The organism is Lysobacter sp. MMG2 (assembly GCF_016735495.2).
GTDB lineage: Bacteria > Pseudomonadota > Gammaproteobacteria > Xanthomonadales > Xanthomonadaceae > Lysobacter_J.
The window spans coordinates 114435-132457 of the sequence record NZ_JAERQY020000006.1; the positions used below are offsets into that span (position 1 = coordinate 114435).

General features: G+C 67.6%; 19 protein-coding genes. 17 read left to right on the top strand and 2 right to left on the bottom strand.

What is annotated here, in order from left to right:
• Positions 1-219, bottom strand: a complete 219-nt coding sequence (locus JI752_RS18465; protein ID WP_216966982.1) for a DUF6116 family protein — start codon at positions 217-219, stop codon at positions 1-3.
• 175 nt (positions 220-394) lie between these two features.
• Between JI752_RS18465 and JI752_RS18470 the strand changes: the two genes are divergently transcribed.
• The 6 genes from JI752_RS18470 (at position 395) to asnB (ending at position 7988) form a co-directional block, all read left to right on the top strand.
• Positions 395-1189: a glycine zipper 2TM domain-containing protein gene (locus tag JI752_RS18470; protein WP_216966985.1), complete on the top strand. Its 795-nt coding sequence runs from the start codon at positions 395-397 to the stop codon at positions 1187-1189.
• A 160-nt stretch (positions 1190-1349) separates the two neighbouring features.
• Positions 1350-2513 (top strand): acyl-CoA dehydrogenase family protein, encoded by a 1164-nt coding sequence (locus JI752_RS18475; protein WP_216966988.1) that lies wholly within the window; start codon positions 1350-1352, stop codon positions 2511-2513.
• A 12-nt stretch (positions 2514-2525) separates the two neighbouring features.
• On the top strand, positions 2526-3080 hold the full coding sequence (locus tag JI752_RS18480; RefSeq protein ID WP_216966991.1) for a GNAT family N-acetyltransferase: 555 nt from the start codon (positions 2526-2528) through the stop codon (positions 3078-3080).
• Entirely contained in the window at positions 3080-3718 is a 639-nt protein-coding gene (locus tag JI752_RS18485) for a glutathione S-transferase family protein (protein ID WP_345777378.1), read from the top strand. The genes JI752_RS18480 and JI752_RS18485 overlap by 1 nt, the downstream gene beginning before the upstream one ends.
• Positions 3719-3772: 54 nt before the next feature.
• Positions 3773-6040, top strand: a complete 2268-nt coding sequence (locus tag JI752_RS18490) for a thiamine pyrophosphate-dependent enzyme (RefSeq protein ID WP_216966997.1) — start codon at positions 3773-3775, stop codon at positions 6038-6040.
• 4 nt (positions 6041-6044) lie between these two features.
• Complete coding sequence (asnB, locus tag JI752_RS18495) at positions 6045-7988, top strand: asparagine synthase (glutamine-hydrolyzing) (protein WP_216967000.1); 1944 nt, start codon at positions 6045-6047, stop codon at positions 7986-7988.
• A 9-nt stretch (positions 7989-7997) separates the two neighbouring features.
• Here the strand turns inward: asnB and JI752_RS18500 are convergent, their stop codons facing one another.
• Positions 7998-8846 carry a folate-binding protein gene (locus tag JI752_RS18500; protein ID WP_342315602.1) on the bottom strand — a complete coding sequence of 283 codons (849 nt, stop codon included), beginning with the start codon at positions 8844-8846 and terminating at the stop codon, positions 7998-8000.
• A 50-nt stretch (positions 8847-8896) separates the two neighbouring features.
• Here JI752_RS18500 and JI752_RS18505 point away from each other — a divergent pair, with 50 nt between their 5' ends.
• The 11 genes from JI752_RS18505 (at position 8897) to JI752_RS18555 (ending at position 18022) form a co-directional block, all read left to right on the top strand.
• Positions 8897-9061 carry a DUF1674 domain-containing protein gene (locus JI752_RS18505; protein WP_216967006.1) on the top strand — a complete coding sequence of 55 codons (165 nt, stop codon included), beginning with the start codon at positions 8897-8899 and terminating at the stop codon, positions 9059-9061.
• A 67-nt stretch (positions 9062-9128) separates the two neighbouring features.
• A complete protein-coding gene (sdhC, locus tag JI752_RS18510; RefSeq protein ID WP_216967010.1) occupies positions 9129-9524 on the top strand; it encodes a succinate dehydrogenase, cytochrome b556 subunit in 396 nt (131 codons plus the stop codon).
• A complete protein-coding gene (gene sdhD, locus JI752_RS18515) occupies positions 9521-9916 on the top strand; it encodes a succinate dehydrogenase, hydrophobic membrane anchor protein (RefSeq protein WP_216967012.1) in 396 nt (131 codons plus the stop codon). The genes sdhC and sdhD overlap by 4 nt, the downstream gene beginning before the upstream one ends.
• A 4-nt stretch (positions 9917-9920) precedes the next feature.
• Positions 9921-11711 carry a succinate dehydrogenase flavoprotein subunit gene (gene sdhA, locus JI752_RS18520; protein WP_216967015.1) on the top strand — a complete coding sequence of 597 codons (1791 nt, stop codon included), beginning with the start codon at positions 9921-9923 and terminating at the stop codon, positions 11709-11711.
• Positions 11712-11726: 15 nt separating this feature from the next.
• Entirely contained in the window at positions 11727-12509 is a 783-nt protein-coding gene (locus JI752_RS18525; protein WP_216967019.1) for a succinate dehydrogenase iron-sulfur subunit, read from the top strand.
• 82 nt (positions 12510-12591) lie between these two features.
• Positions 12592-13014 carry an MAPEG family protein gene (locus tag JI752_RS18530; protein WP_216967022.1) on the top strand — a complete coding sequence of 141 codons (423 nt, stop codon included), beginning with the start codon at positions 12592-12594 and terminating at the stop codon, positions 13012-13014.
• A complete protein-coding gene (locus tag JI752_RS18535; protein WP_216967025.1) occupies positions 13011-13265 on the top strand; it encodes a succinate dehydrogenase assembly factor 2 in 255 nt (84 codons plus the stop codon). Before JI752_RS18530 ends, JI752_RS18535 begins: the two co-directional genes overlap by 4 nt.
• Positions 13216-13665 carry a hypothetical protein gene (locus JI752_RS18540; RefSeq protein ID WP_216967028.1) on the top strand — a complete coding sequence of 150 codons (450 nt, stop codon included), beginning with the start codon at positions 13216-13218 and terminating at the stop codon, positions 13663-13665. The genes JI752_RS18535 and JI752_RS18540 overlap by 50 nt, the downstream gene beginning before the upstream one ends.
• Positions 13666-13671: 6 nt before the next feature.
• The gene (locus JI752_RS18545; RefSeq protein WP_216967031.1) at positions 13672-14916 is read left to right on the top strand and encodes a lipoprotein-releasing ABC transporter permease subunit; all 1245 of its coding nucleotides are present in this window, start codon (positions 13672-13674) and stop codon (positions 14914-14916) included.
• Positions 14909-15631 carry a lipoprotein-releasing ABC transporter ATP-binding protein LolD gene (gene lolD / locus JI752_RS18550; protein ID WP_216967034.1) on the top strand — a complete coding sequence of 241 codons (723 nt, stop codon included), beginning with the start codon at positions 14909-14911 and terminating at the stop codon, positions 15629-15631. The genes JI752_RS18545 and lolD overlap by 8 nt, the downstream gene beginning before the upstream one ends.
• Positions 15632-15634: 3 nt before the next feature.
• Positions 15635-18022 (top strand): DNA internalization-related competence protein ComEC/Rec2, encoded by a 2388-nt coding sequence (locus tag JI752_RS18555; protein WP_345777374.1) that lies wholly within the window; start codon positions 15635-15637, stop codon positions 18020-18022.
• The last annotated feature ends 1 nt before the right edge of the window (position 18023 follow it).

Below are 18023 nucleotides of genomic sequence, written 5' to 3' on the forward strand. Positions count from 1 at the left end.
TCAGCGCTGGACCGGCGGGGGCGGGAGTGGGGCGTCCTTGCGCTTTTTCCAGCTCGCCAGGAGCAGCGTGCCCAGGCCGAGCAGGAGTTCATCCGCCAGTGGAATGAAGTCGGGCACGACCAGATCCACCAGGAACAGGGCCGCCGCCACCAGGAACAGGCGCGGGAAGCTGAGCTTCGACAAATAGCCGAGCAGCGGGGCAGTGATTGGGGAGGCCATGGCAGATCCAGTTTGACGGTGGTCCCAGAGACGCCAAGTAGCGTGCCTAAACCAGTTCACAGTTTCGACAGCTTGATGTTAAAAAATCGGCGGCCGTTCAGCTTGCCAGTGCTCGAATGGCGCCATCCACCAACCGCGGGCCCACCCGCCGCAGAGGCTAGAAATGAACAAGAACATGCTCGCTGTCGCCCTGGCTTCGCTGCTCGTCGGCGGTGTCGCAGTGGCCGCATTCAACAGCTTCCGCAGCAACGACACGACCCCGGCCGCGGCGACCGGCGCCGAGGCCCTGCCTGGCCAGGAGGGCGATATCGGCGCCGACGGCGCGATCGATGCCAACAAGGTCGAATACGCCGACGTGACCAACGTCAAGGCGGTCTCGGAGAAGGAAAAGCTCTACGCGACGGTCATCGGCACCGACGCCATCCGTGAAACCAGCACCACCTCCACCCCGCGCGAAGTCTGCGAGGACGTGGTCGTGCAGGAGCGCGCCCCGGAGCGTGACGGCAACGTCGGCGGCACCGTGGCCGGCGCGGTCATCGGCGGCCTGCTGGGCAACCAGGTGGGCGGCGGCAACGGCAAGAAGGCCGCGACCGTCGGCGGCGCGGTGGCCGGTGGCTTCATCGGCAACCAGATCGACAAGCGCCACGTCGGCGGCAAGGTCACCAGCCGTACCGAGCGCCAGTGCCACACCGTGTCCTCGACGTCCGAGTCCTCGCGCGTGACCGGCTACAACGTGACGTACCGCAACCCGGACGGCACCACCGGCACCATGCGCACCGACAGCAAGCCGGGCAGCCGCATCCTGTTGGGCGAAGAAGACAAGGTCATCGGCTACGACGTGACCTACCGCTACGAAGGCACCGAGCAGACCATCCGCATGGACGAGCGCCCGGTCGCGGGCCGTCTGCCGGTGATCGACGGCCAGGTCGTGACGCAGACCGCCGCCGCCGCGGGCACCACGCGCGGCTGATACCGCAGGACATTGCCGAAGTACCCCGACGGGGCCGGAGCGATCCGGCCCCGTTTTCTTTGGCGCTGCGGAAATCCCCGGTGCCGCAAGCGTTTACGCAGCCTTACCCCCGCCGCGGGGCCCCCGTACAATGGCGGTCTTTCCCCTAGTCGAGCGCGCCATGGCCCTGCATCCGTACGACCTCTTCGACGTCCGCTCCCTGCTCACCGAAGAGGAGCGCGCCGTACAGGACACGGTGGCCCGGTTCACCAACGAGCGCGTATTGCCGATCATCGGCGACGCGTTCGATCAGGGCCGTTTCCCGAAGGAACTGGTCGGCGAGATCGCCGAGCTGGGCCTGCTGGGCTCCTCGCTGCCCGAGAAGTACGGCTGCGCCGGCCTCAACGCCGTCAGCTACGGCCTGATCTGCCAGGAGCTGGAACGCGGCGACAGCGGCATCCGCAGCTTCGTCAGCGTGCAGTCCTCGCTGTGCATGTACCCCATCTACGCCTACGGCAGCGAAGAACAGCGCGAGCGCTGGCTGCCCGACATGGCCGCCGGCAAGGTCATCGGCTGCTTCGGCCTGACCGAACCGCACGGCGGTTCCGATCCGGCGAACATGAAGACCAACGCCCGGCGCGACGGCGGCGACTGGATCCTCAACGGTTCCAAGATGTGGATCACCAACGGCAACGTCGCCGACATCGCCATCGTCTGGGCGCAGACGGATGAAGGCATCCAGGGCTTCGTCGTCGAAAAGGGCATGCCCGGCTTCGCCGCGCAGGAAATCAAGCACAAGATGAGCCTGCGCGCCTCGGTGACCAGCTCGCTGTTCTTCGACAACGTGCGCGTGCCCGACGCCAACCGACTGCCCAACGTGAAGGGTCTGAAGGGTCCGCTGGGCTGCCTCACGCAGGCGCGCTACGGCATCACCTGGGGCCCGATCGGCGCCGCCATCGCGTGCCTGGATGAAGCGCTGAACTACACCAAGGAACGCATCCTGTTCGACCGCCCCGTGGCGGCCACGCAGAGTGCGCAGATCAAGATGGCCGAGATGGCCCGTCGCATCACGCTCGCGCAGCTGCTGGTGCTGCAGCTGGGGCGCCTGAAGGACGCGGGCACCATGCAGCCGGCGCAGGTCTCGTTGGCGAAGTGGAACAACTGCCGCATGGCGATCGACATCGCGCGCGAATGCCGTGACCTGCTCGGCGGCGCCGGCATCACCACCGAACACGCCGCGATCCGCCACGCCCTGAACCTGGAATCGGTGATCACGTACGAAGGCACCGAGACCGTGCACCAGCTCGTGATCGGGCGCGAACTCACCGGCATCAACGCGTTCTGAGTGGGGCCGGCGATGCAGCTGGGTCCCACACTCGAAACGCAGCGACTGATCCTGCGCCCGCCGCAGGCCGAGGACTTCGAGGCCTGGGCGGCGTTCAAGTCGGACGAAGAGACCTGCCGCCACATCGGCGGCGTCGAGGCGCGTGCGCCCGCGTGGCGCAGCTTCGCGGCGATGATTGGCGTGTGGCACCTCAAGGGCTTCGCGATGTTCTCGGTGATCGAGAAGGCCAGCGGCGAGTGGGTCGGTCGCGTGGGCCCGTGGCAGCCGGAAGGCTGGCCGGGCACGGAAGTGGGCTGGAGCATCGTGCGCGATCGCTGGGGCCGTGGTTACGGGCCGGAAGCGGCGATCGCGACGATCGACTGGTCGTTCGACGAACTGGGCTGGAGCGAGGTGATCCACACCATCGATCCGGAGAACACCAACTCGAAGTCCGTGGCCGCCAAACTCGGATCGACCCTGCTGCGCATGGGCCGGCTGCCGGCGCCGTACGACACCAAGGACATCGAAATCTGGGGGCAGTCGCGCGAGCAATGGCTGGCGCGACGCGAACGCGAGGGCGCAAAGTGATCACCGTCTACGGATATTCCGCTTCCGGCAACTGCCACAAGCTGCGCCTGCTGCTCACGCAACTGGAACGCGAGTTCAAATGGGTGGACGTCGACAGTACCGCCGGCGCCACGCGCACGCCGGAGTACCTGGCGAAAAACCCCAACGGCAAGGTGCCGATGATCGAACTCGACGACGGTCGCATCCTGACCGAGTCGAACGCGATCCTGTGCTACCTCGCCGAAGGCACGCCGTTCTTCGTCGGCGACACCTACCAGCGCGCGCTCGTGCTGAGCTGGCTGTTCTTCGAGCAGTACAGCCACGAGCCGTACATTGCCGTGGCGCGTTTCATTCGCGGCTGGACCCCGCTGGATTCACCGCGGCGCGCTTCGCTGCCGCAATTGCGCGAGCGTGGAAACCAGGCGCTCGCGGTGATGGAGCAGCATCTGAAATCGAACGCGTGGTTCAGTGGCGAGGCCTACGGGATCGCCGACATCGCGCTGTTCGCCTACACCGGCGTGGCGGACGAGGGCGGGTTCGACCTGACCGCATACCCTGCCGTGCTGGCGTGGCTGGAGCGCGTGCGGCAGACGCCGCGTTTCGTCGCCATGCCCGCGCCGCCCGTCGAAGCCCTGTCGCGGCTCGCCCTGCCGGACTGAACCCCGAATCACGAACACGGCCGCGTCCGGCGACGCGCGCCTGCGGAACCGACCATGTCCTTGATCCCCAATCCCATCCCCGCGCGCATGAAAGGCCTCAACCGGGCCGAGATCTGCGACGTCAATTTCAGCGAGTTCGTGAAGGCGTGGAACGGTCGCGCCGATGCGCGCCCCGCGCCGGGCGATGCCATCCTGGAAGGCAGTGCGCTCGACGCGAAGGGCTTTCGCGAACTGTTCGAATCGCAACTCGTCAGTCGCCACCTCGATCTCATGGCGCGCGTGCTGCGCGTGCAGAACAAGGTCTTCTACACCATCGGCTCCAGCGGCCACGAAGGCAACGCGATGGTCGCGCGCCTGACGCGCCACACCGATCCGGCGTTCCTGCATTACCGCTCCGGCGGCTTCATGGCCGAGCGCTTCCGCAAGCTTCCCGGCATGGATCCGGTGATGGATTCGGCGCTGAGCTTCGCCGCCAGCAAGGACGATCCCGCTTCCGGCGGCCGACACAAGGTGTGGGGTAGCAAGCCGTTGTGGGTGCTGCCGCAGACCTCGACCATCGCCTCGCATCTTCCCAAGGCATTGGGCACGGCGGTGGCGATCGAAGCGGCCAAGCGACTCAACCACACGCTGCCGATTCCCGGCGACAGCATCGCGATCTGCTCCTTCGGCGACGCCTCGGCCAACCACGCCACCGCGCAGACCGCGTTCAACGCCGCCGCCTGGACCGCCTACCAGAAGCTGCCGGCGCCGGTGCTGTTCGTGTGCGAGGACAATGGCATCGGCATCTCGGTGAAGACGCCGGGCGGCTGGATCGGCAACCGCTTCCGCAACATGGACGGACTGGACTACTTCGCCGCCGACGGCCTCGACCTGGCGAACGGCTACGCCGACGTGCAACGCGCCGTCGAGCACTGTCGCACGACGCGCCGGCCGACGTTCCTGCATCTGAAGACCACCCGCATCATGGGCCACGCCGGCACTGACTTCGAGATCGAATGGCGTTCGATCGAGGAGCTGTGCGCGGTGGAAGCCACCGATCCGCTGCTGCGTTCGGCCGCGATCGCGCTGGAATCGGGCCTGATGTCGAAGGACGAGGTGCTCGAGCTGTACGAAGCGACGCGCAAGAAATGCTTCGCCGCCGCTGAGGAAGCCGACCGTCGCCCGAAGCTCGACAATCTCGACGAAGTGATCGCGCCGTTGGCGCCGTACACGCCGGCGAAGGTGCAGGCCGAAGCGCAGCGCGCCGATTTCGCGCAGCGCCGGCTGGAGGTGTTCGGCGGCGAAGGCAAGCTGCCGGAGAACCAGCCGCCACGCCATCTCGCCATCCAGATCAACAACGCGCTCCACGACCTGTTCGCCAAGTACCCCGAGACGCTGCTGTTCGGCGAGGACGTGGCGCAGAAGGGTGGCGTCTACACGGTGACGAAGGGCTTGCAGAAGGCCTTCGGGCCGCGACGCGTGTTCAACACGCTGCTGGACGAGACGATGATCCTGGGCATGGCGCAGGGCTTCGCCAACGTCGGCATGCTGCCGATTCCGGAGATCCAGTACCTCGCGTACTTCCACAACGCCTGCGACCAGATCCGCGGCGAAGCGGCGTCGCTGCAGTTCTTCAGCAACAACCAGTACGCCAACCCGATGGTCGTGCGCATCGCCGGCCTGGGTTACCAGCGCGGGTTTGGTGGGCACTTCCACAACGACAACTCGATCACCGCGCTGCGCGACATTCCGGGGCTCGTCGTCGGCTGCCCCTCGCGCGGCGACGACGCGGCGACGATGCTGCGCACGCTGACGGCACTGGCGAAGGTGGACGGCCGCGTCAGCGTGTTCCTGGAGCCGATCGCGCTGTACATGACCAAGGACTTGTACGAGCCCGGCGACGGGCAGTGGCTGACGACGTATCCGAAGCCGGACGAAGCCATGCCACTGGGCGAAGGTCGCGTCTACGGCAAAGGCAACGACGACCTGGTCATCTTCACCTACGGCAACGGCGTGCCGATGAGCCTGCGCGCCGCCCGTGCGATCGAAGGCAAGCATGGCTGGAAGGCGCGCGTCGTCGATCTGCGCTGGCTCGTGCCGCTCAACGAGGACTACATCCGCGCGCAGGCGAAGACCGCCAAGCGCATCCTCATTGTCGACGAAGGCCGTCACAGCGCCGGCGTGGGCGAGGGCGTGCTGACCGCGATCGCCGAAGGCGGCTTTGGTGCGCGTCCGTTCCAGCGCGTGGTCGGTGTGGATACCTACACGCCACTCGCCGGTGCCGCCTTCCTCGTGATTCCGTCCGACGACGACATCGTCGCGGCGGCCGATTGCCTGGCCTGATCGCATGTGCGGACTCGCCGGCCTGCTGCGCCCGACGCCGGACACCGACGCCGCGCGGCTGGACGCGCTCGCCGGCGCGATGGGCGATGCGCTGGCGCATCGCGGCCCGGACGATCGTGGCGTCTGGGTGGATGACACCGCCGGCATCGCGCTCGCACACCGGCGCCTGAGCATCCTCGACCTCTCGCCGCTCGGCCATCAGCCGATGGCGTCGGAGGATCGCCGCTACGTCGTCGTCTACAACGGCGAGATCTACAACTTCGCCGAACTGCGCGAAGTGCTGGTCGCGCGCGGCCACGTCTTCCGCGGGCACTCCGACACCGAGGTGCTGCTGGCCGCGGTGATGGAGTGGGGCGTCGAAGAGGCGATCTCGCGCTGCAACGGCATGTTCGCCATCGCCCTGTGGGACAAGCAGGAGCGCGCGCTGTGGCTGGCGCGCGACCGCGTGGGCAAGAAGCCGCTGTACTACGGCTGGGCCGGCGGAACGTTCGTCTTCGGCTCGGAACTGAAGGCGCTGTGGCGGCATCCGGAGTTCGACAACGGCGTCGACCCGGACGCGCTCGCGCTGCTGCTTCGCCTGGATTACATCCCGGCGCCGCATGCGATCCATGTCGATACCTTCAAGCTGGTGCCCGGTTCGCTGCTGCGCATCGACGCCGCGACCGTCGCGCGCGGGTCGGTGGAACACGACCCGCAACGCGAACAACGCCGCTATTGGGAGCCGCGCGAGCGCATGAGCGCTGCGCTAGCCGATCCGTTCAAGGGCGACGTGCTCGAAGCGGAGAACCGTCTGGACGAGCTGCTGCGCGACGCCGTCGCGTTGCGCATGGTCGCGGACGTGCCGGTGGGCGTGTTTCTTTCTGGCGGTACGGATTCCTCGATTGTCACCTCGCTGATGCAGGCGCAGAGCCGGCATCCGGTGCGCAGTTTCACCATCGGCTTCGAGCGCTCGCACCACGACGAGGCACACCTGGCGCGCGAAGTCGCCGAGCACCTGCACACGCAGCACACCGAGCTGTACGTGAGCGGCGCCGATGCGCTGGCGGTGGTGCCGACCTTGCCGGCGATGTTCGACGAACCCTTCGCCGATGCCTCGCAGGTGCCGACCGCGCTGGTCGCGCGATTGGCGCGCACTGAAGTGACCGTGGCGCTGTCGGGCGACGGCGGCGACGAGTTGTTCTACGGCTACAAGCGCTACGACCGCGCCCTGCGCAACTGGCGCTGGCAGCGTCGCGTGCCGGCGCCGATCCGCCGCGCGCTGGCGGGCAGCGCGAAGCAGCACGGCGAGGCCTCGCGCACCGGCGGATTCGCCGCCCTGGCGGCGGAAATGGGCGCGCGCGGCATCGGCGACGTGTACCGGCAGCGCGTCGCGCGCTGGCGCGATCCCGAAGCGGTCGTAACGGGTGCCGCGTTGCCGGCGACCTTCTACGACCAGCCCGATCCGCTGCACGGATCCGGCACGCCGGCCGACGCGATGATGCTCGCGGACTTCAGCGTGTATCTGCCCGAAGACCTCCTGTGCAAGGTCGATCGCACGAGCATGGCGGTGAGCCTGGAGGCGAGGGCGCCGCTGCTGGACTGGCGCGTGGCGGAGTTCGCCTGGTCCTTGCCACTGGATTTCAAGCGCCAGCCGTCCGGCAACAAGCATCTGCTCAAGCGCGTGCTGCGACGTTACCTGCCCGATTCGATGGTCGATCGCGGCAAGCGCGGCTTCGGTGCGCCGGTGAGTGCATGGCTCAAAGGCGACCTGCGTGAGTGGGCGTCGGCGTTGCTGGATCCCGCGCGGTTGCGCTCGGAAGGCCATTTCGATGCCGATGCGGTGCATGGCCTGTGGCGCGAGTTCCTCGGCGGCGAGCGCAAATGGCACACGCACCTGTGGAATGTGCTGATGTTCCAGGCGTGGCTCGAACACTGGCAGGCGCAGCGACGCGACGTGCGCGCGCCCTGAGCGGCTGCCTCAGCGCGCCAGTCCTTCGCGAAGCCCGGCTTCCTTCACTTCGACTCCGCCCACGTCCAGCGCGGTGGCTTCGCGTTCCAGCGGCAGCACGGCCAGGGCGAGGTGGCGCGCGCCGTCATGGCCGCTGGCGACGAGTTTGCCGAGCGTCGCCGTTCCCGCGCTCAGGTCGCGTCCGGCTTCCAGCGGCGCATCGCTTTCGACCAGCACCAGCCCGCGCTTGGCCTGACCGAGGAAGTGCGTGCGCGCAACGATCTCCTGGCCCGGGTAGCAACCCTTCTTCACGCTGAAACCACGCAGGCGATCCAGGGAGAGCTGCTGCGGCGTCCAGTGTTCGACCTGCGAGCCGGGCAGGCGGGGCAGGCCGTGTTCGAGGTCGAAGGCCTGCCAGCGGGCCGCCGAGGCCGCGTCGTGTGAGGCCGGGGCGCTGGCGATGCGCAGCGTGCGCGGACCGCCGGCGCCGCCCAGGTCGAGCTCCAGGCCGCTGGCCTCATCGCCGGCGAACGTCGCCCCGGACGCACCCGCCGGCGCCGCGAAACGGCCGGAGACGTGCAGGTCTTCACGCACCTGGATCTTCACCTTGGCGCGGAACACGAAACGCTGCAGGGCCGTCGCCAAGGCCGCCGGATCGGCGTCCGGGAGCAGCAGCCACAGGGTCTCATCGGACAGTTTGAGCAAAGCGAACAGCGCGATCACGCGCCCTTTCGGCGTCAGCCAGCCACTCCATTGCCACTGCCCGGGCTCGAGCAGGGCGACGTCGTTCATGAACTGCGCCTGCGCGAAAGTCGCCGCATCGCGGCCGGAAAGCGAGATCAGGCGGTGGTCGGGCAGGGCGAAAACAGCGTCCGCCACAGCTTGCGGGTTGTCATGCATGGGGGCGGGAATTAACATTTAGCGCTGCGATGATAGGCCAAACCACCCCCGTCGAAGCGCCGCACGCGCCCGAAGCACCCGAGCAGACACCCGTCACGGGCGATGCGAAGGCCAAGGAAGTCGGAGGGCGTGAAGGCCCCGAGCCGACCCGCTACGGCGATTGGGAAAAGAACGGCCGCTGCATCGACTTCTGACGCGTCACCGCTCCACACGCCTTCCCGCCACGCGGCACCGCCGCCCAGCCGAGAGACCGCCACGCTCATGGCGAATCGCGAACGTCCTTTGTCACCCCACCTGCAGATCTATGCCTGGCAGGTGCAGACGGTGACCTCCATCGTCCACCGCATTACCGGCATCATCCTGGTGGTCGGCAGCTTCATCGTCGCCTGGGGGCTGCTCGCGCTGGCCGCAGGTCCCGAATCGTGGGCGACCTTCACCCGCTTCAGCCGGTCGGCGTTCGGGTTCCTGATCCTGTTCGGCTGGAGCTGGGCGCTGTCCTTCCACCTGATCAACGGCATCCGCCATCTCGTGCAGGACGCCGGCTACGGCTACAAGATCGCGTCGTTCGTGCGCAGCAGCTGGATCTCGGTCTTCGGCAGCCTCGCGCTGACCGTGCTGATCTGGGTGCTGGCGATGATGCAGCGGGGTGGCGCATGAGCCTGCACAAGTCCCGCCTGCGCAACCCGCTCAAGAGCGCCCGCGGCCTGGGTTCGGCGAAGGACGGCACCAGCCACTTCATCGTCCAGCGCATCACGGCCATCGCCCTGGTTGCGTTGTCGCTCTACGTCCTGGGCCTGATCCTGTGCCTGATCGGCGACGACTACGCGAGCGTGCGCGCCACGGTCGCCCATCCGTGCAATGCGATCCTGCTGATTGCTTTCAGCATCGCGATGTTCTGGCACGCCAAGCTCGGCATCCAGGTCATCGTCGAAGACTACGTGCACGCGCCGCTCCCGGCGGCAACGTTGCAGTTGCTCAACATTTTCCTGTGCGCACTCGCGGCCATCGCCAGCGTGCTCGCCATCGTCCGCATCGCGCTGGGAGCCTGACGCCGTGCCCGCCTACAAGATCCACGAACATACTTTCGACATGGTGGTCGTCGGCGCCGGTGGCGCCGGCCTGCGCGCCACCTTCGGCCTGGCCCAGAAGGGCCTGAAGACGGCCTGCATCACCAAGGTCTTCCCGACGCGCTCGCACACCGTGGCCGCGCAGGGCGGCGTCGCCGCCGCGCTGGCGAACATGGGCGAGGACGACTGGCGTTACCACTTCTTCGATACCGTCAAGGGTTCGGACTGGCTGGGCGACCAGGACGCGATCGAATACATGTGCCGCGAGGCCATCCCGGCGATCATCGAGCTGGAGCACTACGGCGTTCCGTTCTCGCGCACCGAGGACGGCAAGATCTACCAGCGTCCGTTCGGCGGCATGACCACGCGTTACGGCGAAGGTCCGCCGGCGCAGCGCACCTGCGCCGCAGCCGACCGCACCGGCCACGCGATCCTGCATACGCTCTACCAGCAGTCGCTGGCGCACGACGCGCAGTTCTTCATCGAGTACTTCGCGCTCGACCTGATCATGGACGCCAACGGCGCCTGCCGTGGCGTGCTCGCGCTCGACATGGCCGAAGGCACGCTGCACCTGTTCAAGGCGCAGGGCACCGTGCTGGCCACCGGCGGCTACGGTCGCGCGTACTTCTCCGCGACCTCGGCCCATACCTGCACCGGCGACGGCGGCGGCATGGTGCTGCGCGCCGGTCTTGCGATGCAGGACATGGAGTTCGTGCAGTTCCACCCGACCGGCATCTACGGCGCGGGCTGCCTGATCACCGAAGGCGTGCGCGGCGAAGGCGGCATCCTGCGCAACAGCAACGGCGAGCGCTTCATGGAGCGCTACGCACCGAGCGTGAAGGACCTCGCTCCGCGCGACATGGTCAGTCGCGCGATGACGATGGAAATCCGCGAAGGCCGCGGCGTCGGCGAGCACAAGGATCACATCCTGCTCGACCTCACGCACCTGGGCCCGGAAGTGATCCACGAGAAGCTGCCGGGCATCGCCGAGTCGGCGCGCATCTTCGCCAACGTCGACGTCGAAAAGCAGCCGATCCCGGTGATCCCGACCGTTCACTACAACATGGGCGGCATCCCGACCAACTACCACGGCGAAGTGGTGCAGCTGAAGAACGGCAACCCGGACGAAGTGGTCCCGGGTCTGTACGCGATCGGCGAAGCCGCATGCGTGTCGGTGCACGGCGCCAACCGCCTGGGTTCGAACTCGCTGCTCGACCTGGTCGTGTTCGGTCGCGCCGTCGCCAACCGCGCGGCGGAAACCGTCAAGCGCGATGGCAAGCACGCCGCGCTGGCGGCCGACGCCTGCGATCCGGCGCTGGCGCGTCTGGACAAGCTGCGCAACGCCAATGGCGGCACGCCGACGGCGGTCATCCGCGACAAGATGCAGCGCACGATGCAGGCCGACGCGGCCGTGTTCCGCACCGGCGAGACGCTGTCCGACGGCGTGCGCAAGATGCGCGAGATCCACGCATCCTTCGCCGACGTGAAGGTGAGCGACCGTTCGCTGATCTGGAACTCGGATCTGATCGAGACCTACGAGCTGTCGAACCTGCTCGACCAGGCGCTGGTGACGATCGTGTCCGCCGAGAACCGCACCGAATCGCGCGGCGCGCATGCCCGCGAGGACTTCCCGGATCGCGACGACGCCAACTGGCAGAAGCACACGCTGTGCTCGGTCGACGAGAGCGGCAAGACCCAGATCGACTACCGCCCGGTGCACATGTACACGTTGAGCGACGACGTGGCCGTGGTTCCGCCGAAGAAGCGCGTCTACTGACCGGAGCGAGCAACCGTGGCTGAATTTACCCTCCCGAAGAACTCGCAGATCCAGAAGGGCCGCCATTGGCCGGCGCAGGGCGCCAAGCAGGCGCGCACCTTCAAGGTCTACCGCTGGAACCCCGACGACGGCATGAACCCGCGCGTGGACACCTACGAGGTGGACATGGCGACGTGCGGCCCGATGGTTCTGGACGCGCTGATCAAGATCAAGAACGAGATCGATCCGACGCTGACGTTCCGTCGCTCGTGCCGCGAAGGCATCTGCGGTTCGTGCGCGATGAACATCGACGGCACCAACACGCTGGCGTGCACCAAGGCCATCGAGGACTGCAGCGCCGGCGAGGTGCCGATCTACCCGCTGCCGCACATGCCGGTGGTGAAGGACCTTGTTCCGGACTTGACGCACTTCTACGCGCAGTACGCCTCGATCAAGCCGTGGCTGCGCACGCAGAGCCCGTCGCCGTCCGATCGCGAGCGCCTGCAGTCGCCGGAAGACCGCAAGAAGCTCGACGGCCTGTACGAGTGCATCCTGTGCGCATGCTGCTCGACCAGCTGCCCGAGCTACTGGTGGAACGGCGACCGCTACCTCGGCCCGGCGATCCTGCTGCAGGCCTATCGCTGGATCGTCGACTCGCGCGATGAGGACACCGGTGCGCGCCTGGACGACCTTGAGGATCCGTTCAAGCTCTACCGCTGCCACACCATCATGAACTGCGCCCGCACCTGCCCGAAGGGTCTGAACCCGGCGCAGGCGATCGGCGAGATCAAGAAGCTGATGCTGGCGCGTCGCGCCTGATCGGGCGGATGGTGGCCGCTGTGTACGGAACTGGGGCGCACGAGAGTGCGCCCTTTTTTCTGGAACGTTTCAGGGGAATGACATGGACAACAGGCTGATCTTCGTTCCGGCGATGGCGATGGTCGCGCTCACCTGCGTGGTGTGGTGGCGCATGTACGTCATGCGCATCGGGCAGATGAAGCGTGAGCGCATCCATCCGCAAGCCGTCGCCACCTCGGCGCAGTCCGCCGCGCGCCTGACCGACAGTTGCGCCGCCGACAACTTCCGCAACCTGTTCGAGTTGCCGGTGTTGTTCTACCTGGCGCTGGTCGTGGCCGCGCTGACGGCGCAGGTCAACGCGGTGACGGTGGCGCTGGCATGGGCGTTCGTCCTGCTTCGCATCGTCCACAGCGCGATCCACTGCACCTACAACAAGGTCATGCACCGGTTCTACGCCTACGTCACGGGCGGCATGGTCCTGTGGGCGCTGTGGGCCGTGATCGCACTGGGCTGGTGGCTCACATGAGCGAGGACATCGAACGCGAACTGAGCCGCCTGCGTTGGCGCTCGCGCCGCGGCATGCGGGAACTGGATCGGTTGCTCGAGCGGTACCTTGACCGCGAATGGCGGCAAGCTCCTGCATCCGAACACGCGGTTTTCCTACGCCTGCTGGAAATCGAGGACGATAAGCTCTGGCACTGGTTCATGGGACACGAAACGCCCGCCGATGCCGAACTCGCCGCCCTCGTCGCACGCATCCGCACCTTGCCGCCTTGAGTGGCGGCCGTCGCGCTGGCTGACGCGGGCGCTTTTCATACTCGGGCTGCTCGCGGCGCTCGGTGTCATCGCGAGCGAAATGCCGCTGGGGTGGTCGATCCCGCTCGCGCTCGCCGCGATGGCCGAGGGCCTCCGGCTCTCGCGGCGCGAGGCCGTGCGGCCAATGAGGATGCTGGTGCTGGCCGGGGAGGGGCGGGCGATGGTCGATGGCCTGCCTGTCGACGCGCTGGACCTGCACTGGCGCGGGCCGCTCGCCTTCCTGCGCTACCGCGACGCAACCGGGCGCCGCCAGCGCCTGGCCTGGTGGCCGGACACACTGCCGTCCCGCGAACGCCGTGAACTGCGGCTGGCTCTTCCTGTCCAAACGGCTGCGCAGCCACCGCGTTCGATGGCATCCTAGCCCGCTATGTTCAAACCCATCCCAGTGGCCATCGGCCTGCGCTACCTGCGCGCCAAACGCCGGAACGGCTTCATCTCCTTCATCTCCCTGGCCTCCATCGCGGGCATCGCGCTCGGCGTGACTGCGCTGATCACGACGCTGGCGGTCATGAGCGGCTTCCAGCGTGAGATCCGCGACCGCATGTTGCAGATGGCGGCGCATGCCACTGTCAGCGCCTACGGCGAACCCCTGACCGAATGGCAGGCGGCCATCGCCAAGGCCGTGGCCGACAAGCGCGTGGCCGGTGCAGCGCCGTACATCGAGAAGGAGGCCCTGCTGTCCGGTGCCCGCAACCAGCCGGCGCTGGTGCGTGGCGTGCTGCCGGACCAGGAGGGCAAGGTCTCGGTCCTGGCCGACAAGATGGTGCAGGGCAAGCTCGACTCCCTCGCGCCGGGCAGTTTCAACATCGTGCTGGGCAAGGAACTGGCGCTGTGGCTCGGCGTCGGCATCGGCGACAGCGTGGTGATGACCACGACGGACTTCCGCAGCACGCCGCTGGGCGCCGTGCCGCAGCTCAAGCGCTTCACCGTCAGCGGCATCTTCGAAGCGGGCTACAACGACTTCGACAAGGGCCTGGCCGTCACCAACATGCACGACATGCAGCGGCTGCTGCGCATGGGCGAGGGCGTCACCGGCGTCCGCCTGCGCCTGCACGATATGGACAAGGCATGGGACGTCGCGCGTGATCTCGCCGTCTCGCTGGGCGGTCCGTACCGCGTCAGCGACTGGACCAGCGAGAACGCCAACATGTTCCGCGCGCTCAAGATGGAAAAGACCATCATGGCGATCCTCCTGTCGCTGATCATCGCGATGGGCGCGTTCAACCTGGTCAGTTCGCAGGTCATGCTGGTCACCGACAAGCAGGCCGATATCGCGATCCTGCGCACGCTGGGCCTCACGCCGCGCGGAGTGATGCAGGTGTTCGTCGTCCAGGGGACGTTGATTGGCGTGATCGGCACGGTGATCGGCGTGATCGGCGGCATCGTACTGACGCTCAATCTGGAGCACATCCTCAAGGCGATCGAAGCCGTTGTGGGCGTGCAACTGCTGCCCGAGGATGTGTATTACATCACCGGCCTGCCGACCGATCTGCAGGCCAGCGACGTGGTGGTGATCGCCACCGTCGCGCTCGTCATGGCGTTCTTCGCCACCATCTACCCCGCCTGGCGCGCAGCGCGCACGGCTCCGGCGGAGGCGCTGCGCTATGAGTGAGGCCATGCAGGCAATCAAGCACCAGGGCGAGGCGATCCGCGCGGAAGGCCTGGCGATGACCTATGCCGAGGGCTCGTTGCGCACACCGGTGTTCGCCGGATTGGACCTGGCGGTCCAGTCGGGCGAGACCGTCGCCATCCTGGGTGCCTCCGGCGCAGGCAAGAGCACGCTGTTGCATCTGCTCGGCGGCCTCGACAGGCCGACGGCGGGCGAGGTGTTCGTTGCAGGGCGAAAGATGAGTTCGCTGTCCGATGCCGACCGCGGCGCACTGCGCAACAAGTCGCTCGGCTTCGTCTACCAGTTCCATCACCTGCTGCCGGAGTTCACCGCGCTGGAGAACGTGATGCTCCCGGTGCTGCTCTCCGGCGCGCACGTACCCGATGCGAACAGGCAGGCGAAAGCGCTATTGGAAGCCGTGGGGCTGGGCCATCGCCTCGAACACAAGCCCGGTGAGCTGTCCGGCGGTGAACGTCAGCGCGCCGCTGTGGCACGAGCGCTCGTCAATCGGCCGGCGTGCGTATTGGGCGATGAGCCCACCGGTAATCTCGACGAGAAGACCGCCTCGACGGTGTTCGAGTTAATGCTTGCGTTGAACCACGAGCAGCACACCGCACTGGTGCTGGTTACGCACGATCGTCGTTTGGCGCGTCGTCTGGACCGGGTGCTTGAGCTGCACGAGGGCAAACTGCGCGAGTTGCCCCCCAGCGAGGTCTGACGGGTGACGCCAGCGGCAGGGACGCCGCCGTTCGGAATCGCTGCAGCGCTCGCGTTGTTGATCGGCGTCTTCGTTTGTTTATGGTCGTCAGGCTTGTTGCCGTGGTGGGCTTCGCTGGCGATGGTCATCGTGGGCATCGGATGCGTATGGCGAGGCATCCGGTCGCCGCGCACATTCACGCTGTTGATGGGCTGGATGCTGCTGGGTCACGCCCTGGCCGGCCTGCACGCGGTGCATGCGCTGTCGCTGCAACTGCCGGCGGAGCCGGCGCGGCACGACGCCGTCGTGACCGGCCGCATCCTCGACCTGCCCGCACATGAGCCGCGCCGCACGAGCTTCCTGTTGCGCGTCGACGATGCGGTGCAGGATGCAAACCTTCGAGGTCGCATCCTGCGACTGGCCTGGTACGAAGACGATCCCGCACGACGCACCACGCTTCGCGCCGGCCAGCGTTGGCGTTTCGAGCTCCGCTTGCGTGCGCCACGCGGGTTGCGCAATCCAGGCGGCGCGGATGCAGAGAAGTTCGCCATGGCCCAGCGCATCGCGGCGATGGGCTACGTACGCAACCCTGCATCCGCGCGGCTTCTGACGTCCGCACGGGGCATCGACGCATGGCGTGACGCAATGTCGGAACGCATCGTCGTGCGCGTGCCCGACTCGTCCGCGCGCTTCATTCGCGCGCTCGCATTGGGCGACGTTCGTGGCCTGGACGATGAGGACTGGACCGTCCTGCGTGCGAATGGTCTGACGCACCTCATCGCGATCTCCGGATTCCACGTCGGCCTGGTCGCAGGCTTCTTCGCGTTGCTGATCCGCGGGGTGTGGTGGTTGTGGCCGAACCTCGCGCGTCGCGTGCCTGCGCAGGTCGCCGCTGCGGCCGGCAGCGTTGCCGGTGCGGTGGTCTACACCGCCATTGCGGGTTTCGCGTTGCCGACCGTGCGGACGGCCCTGATGATCGCCATCGTGGCCGGTCTGCGGATGCTGCGGCGTCGGATGTCCGCGGGGGAATGCCTGGCGCTGGCGGCATTCGCGATGTTGCTCGTGGATCCACTCGCCGTTCTGTCGGCCGGCTTCTGGCTAAGTTTCGCTGGTGTCGCCTGGCTTCTGTGGTGCCTGCCCGACAGCGGTGGCCGTGCAGTGCGTGACTTTCTTTCCGCGCAGGCCGTGGCGACGCTCGGCCTGCTGCCGCTGGCTGCGATCCTGTTTGGGCAGGCTTCCCTCGCGGGGCCGCTGGCGAACCTGCTCGCCGTGCCATGGTGGAGCCTGGTTGTGGTGCCGCTGTCGTTGATCGGACTGGGACTGGAGTCGCTGCATCCCGGCGCCGGTGGTTGGGCGTGGCAGGCCGCTGCCTGGTGTTTCGATCTGACCTGGCCGCTGTTCGTCCGGCTCGCAGCGAGCCCGTTGTCCCTCTGGTGGCTACCCGAGCCGCGCTGGTTCGCCCTGCCACTCGCCTTGCTGGGCGCGTTCTGGTTACTTCTGCCGCGCGGTACGCCGGGCAAGTCGCTGGCCGTGCTGATGTGGTTGCCGCTGCTGTGGCCTGACCGTCGACTGCCGGCCCCGGGCGAGGCCGAGCTGGTGGTGATCGACGTAGGGCAGGGGCTGTCCGTGCTGGTTCGCACGACGCACCACGCGCTGCTGGTGGACATGGGACCCGCGGTTCCCGATGGATTCGATGCCGGGGAGCGCGCGGTCGTACCGGTCCTGCATGCGCTGGGCGTGACACGGCTGGACGCGGCCGTGGTCAGCCACGGCGACAACGATCATGCCGGGGGATGGCCGTCGGTGCAGCGGCTTTTCCCCGTGCCGGCCCTGTTTGCCCCCGAAGGGCTCGCCCTGCCCGGAGGGCGAGCCTGCCGTGCAGGCGAAGAGTGGGCCTGGGACGGCGTCCGCTTCCGCTTCCTGCATCCGCCGGTCGATTTTCCCTACCTGCGCAACGAATCCAGCTGCGTTTTGCGCGTCGAAGCACGTGGACGGGCAGCCCTGCTGACGGGAGACATCGGTGAGGTGATCGAGCGGCGTCTCGCCCGGGAGTCAGCGGCCGACATCCGCGCCGACGTGGTCGTGGTCGCCCACCACGGCAGCGGCGGTTCCTCGGACCCTGCCTTCATCGCCGGCACGGGGGCGTCGGTCGCGCTGGTGTCGTCTGGACACGGCAACCGGTTCGGGCATCCGCGCCCGTTCGTGGTCGAGCGCTGGCGCCGCATGGGGGCAACCGTGCATGGCACGGCCGGCGAAGGCGCTCTGCGCGTTCGCCTGAATGCCGGGGGCGTGGAGGTGGAAGCGCGACGGCATGCACACCCGCGGCTCTGGGACGCCGCGCGGCGAGGGGAGTCGCATCCGGCTGGGCTATCCTATCGGCCAGATCGAGACGGCCGAGGGCCGGAGGGGTAGT

Coding starts and splice junctions, on each gene's coding strand:
- JI752_RS18465 (WP_216966982.1), bottom strand. CDS start 219: ATGGCCTCCCCAATCACTGCCCCGCTGCTCGGCTATTTGTCGAAGCTC.
- JI752_RS18470 (WP_216966985.1), top strand. CDS start 395: ATGCTCGCTGTCGCCCTGGCTTCGCTGCTCGTCGGCGGTGTCGCAGTG.
- JI752_RS18475 (WP_216966988.1), top strand. CDS start 1,350: ATGGCCCTGCATCCGTACGACCTCTTCGACGTCCGCTCCCTGCTCACC.
- JI752_RS18480 (WP_216966991.1), top strand. CDS start 2,526: ATGCAGCTGGGTCCCACACTCGAAACGCAGCGACTGATCCTGCGCCCG.
- JI752_RS18490 (WP_216966997.1), top strand. CDS start 3,773: ATGTCCTTGATCCCCAATCCCATCCCCGCGCGCATGAAAGGCCTCAAC.
- asnB (WP_216967000.1), top strand. CDS start 6,045: ATGTGCGGACTCGCCGGCCTGCTGCGCCCGACGCCGGACACCGACGCC.
- JI752_RS18505 (WP_216967006.1), top strand. CDS start 8,897: ATGATAGGCCAAACCACCCCCGTCGAAGCGCCGCACGCGCCCGAAGCA.
- sdhC (WP_216967010.1), top strand. CDS start 9,129: ATGGCGAATCGCGAACGTCCTTTGTCACCCCACCTGCAGATCTATGCC.
- sdhD (WP_216967012.1), top strand. CDS start 9,521: ATGAGCCTGCACAAGTCCCGCCTGCGCAACCCGCTCAAGAGCGCCCGC.
- JI752_RS18530 (WP_216967022.1), top strand. CDS start 12,592: ATGGACAACAGGCTGATCTTCGTTCCGGCGATGGCGATGGTCGCGCTC.
- JI752_RS18535 (WP_216967025.1), top strand. CDS start 13,011: ATGAGCGAGGACATCGAACGCGAACTGAGCCGCCTGCGTTGGCGCTCG.
- JI752_RS18540 (WP_216967028.1), top strand. CDS start 13,216: ATGCCGAACTCGCCGCCCTCGTCGCACGCATCCGCACCTTGCCGCCTT.
- JI752_RS18545 (WP_216967031.1), top strand. CDS start 13,672: ATGTTCAAACCCATCCCAGTGGCCATCGGCCTGCGCTACCTGCGCGCC.
- lolD (WP_216967034.1), top strand. CDS start 14,909: ATGAGTGAGGCCATGCAGGCAATCAAGCACCAGGGCGAGGCGATCCGC.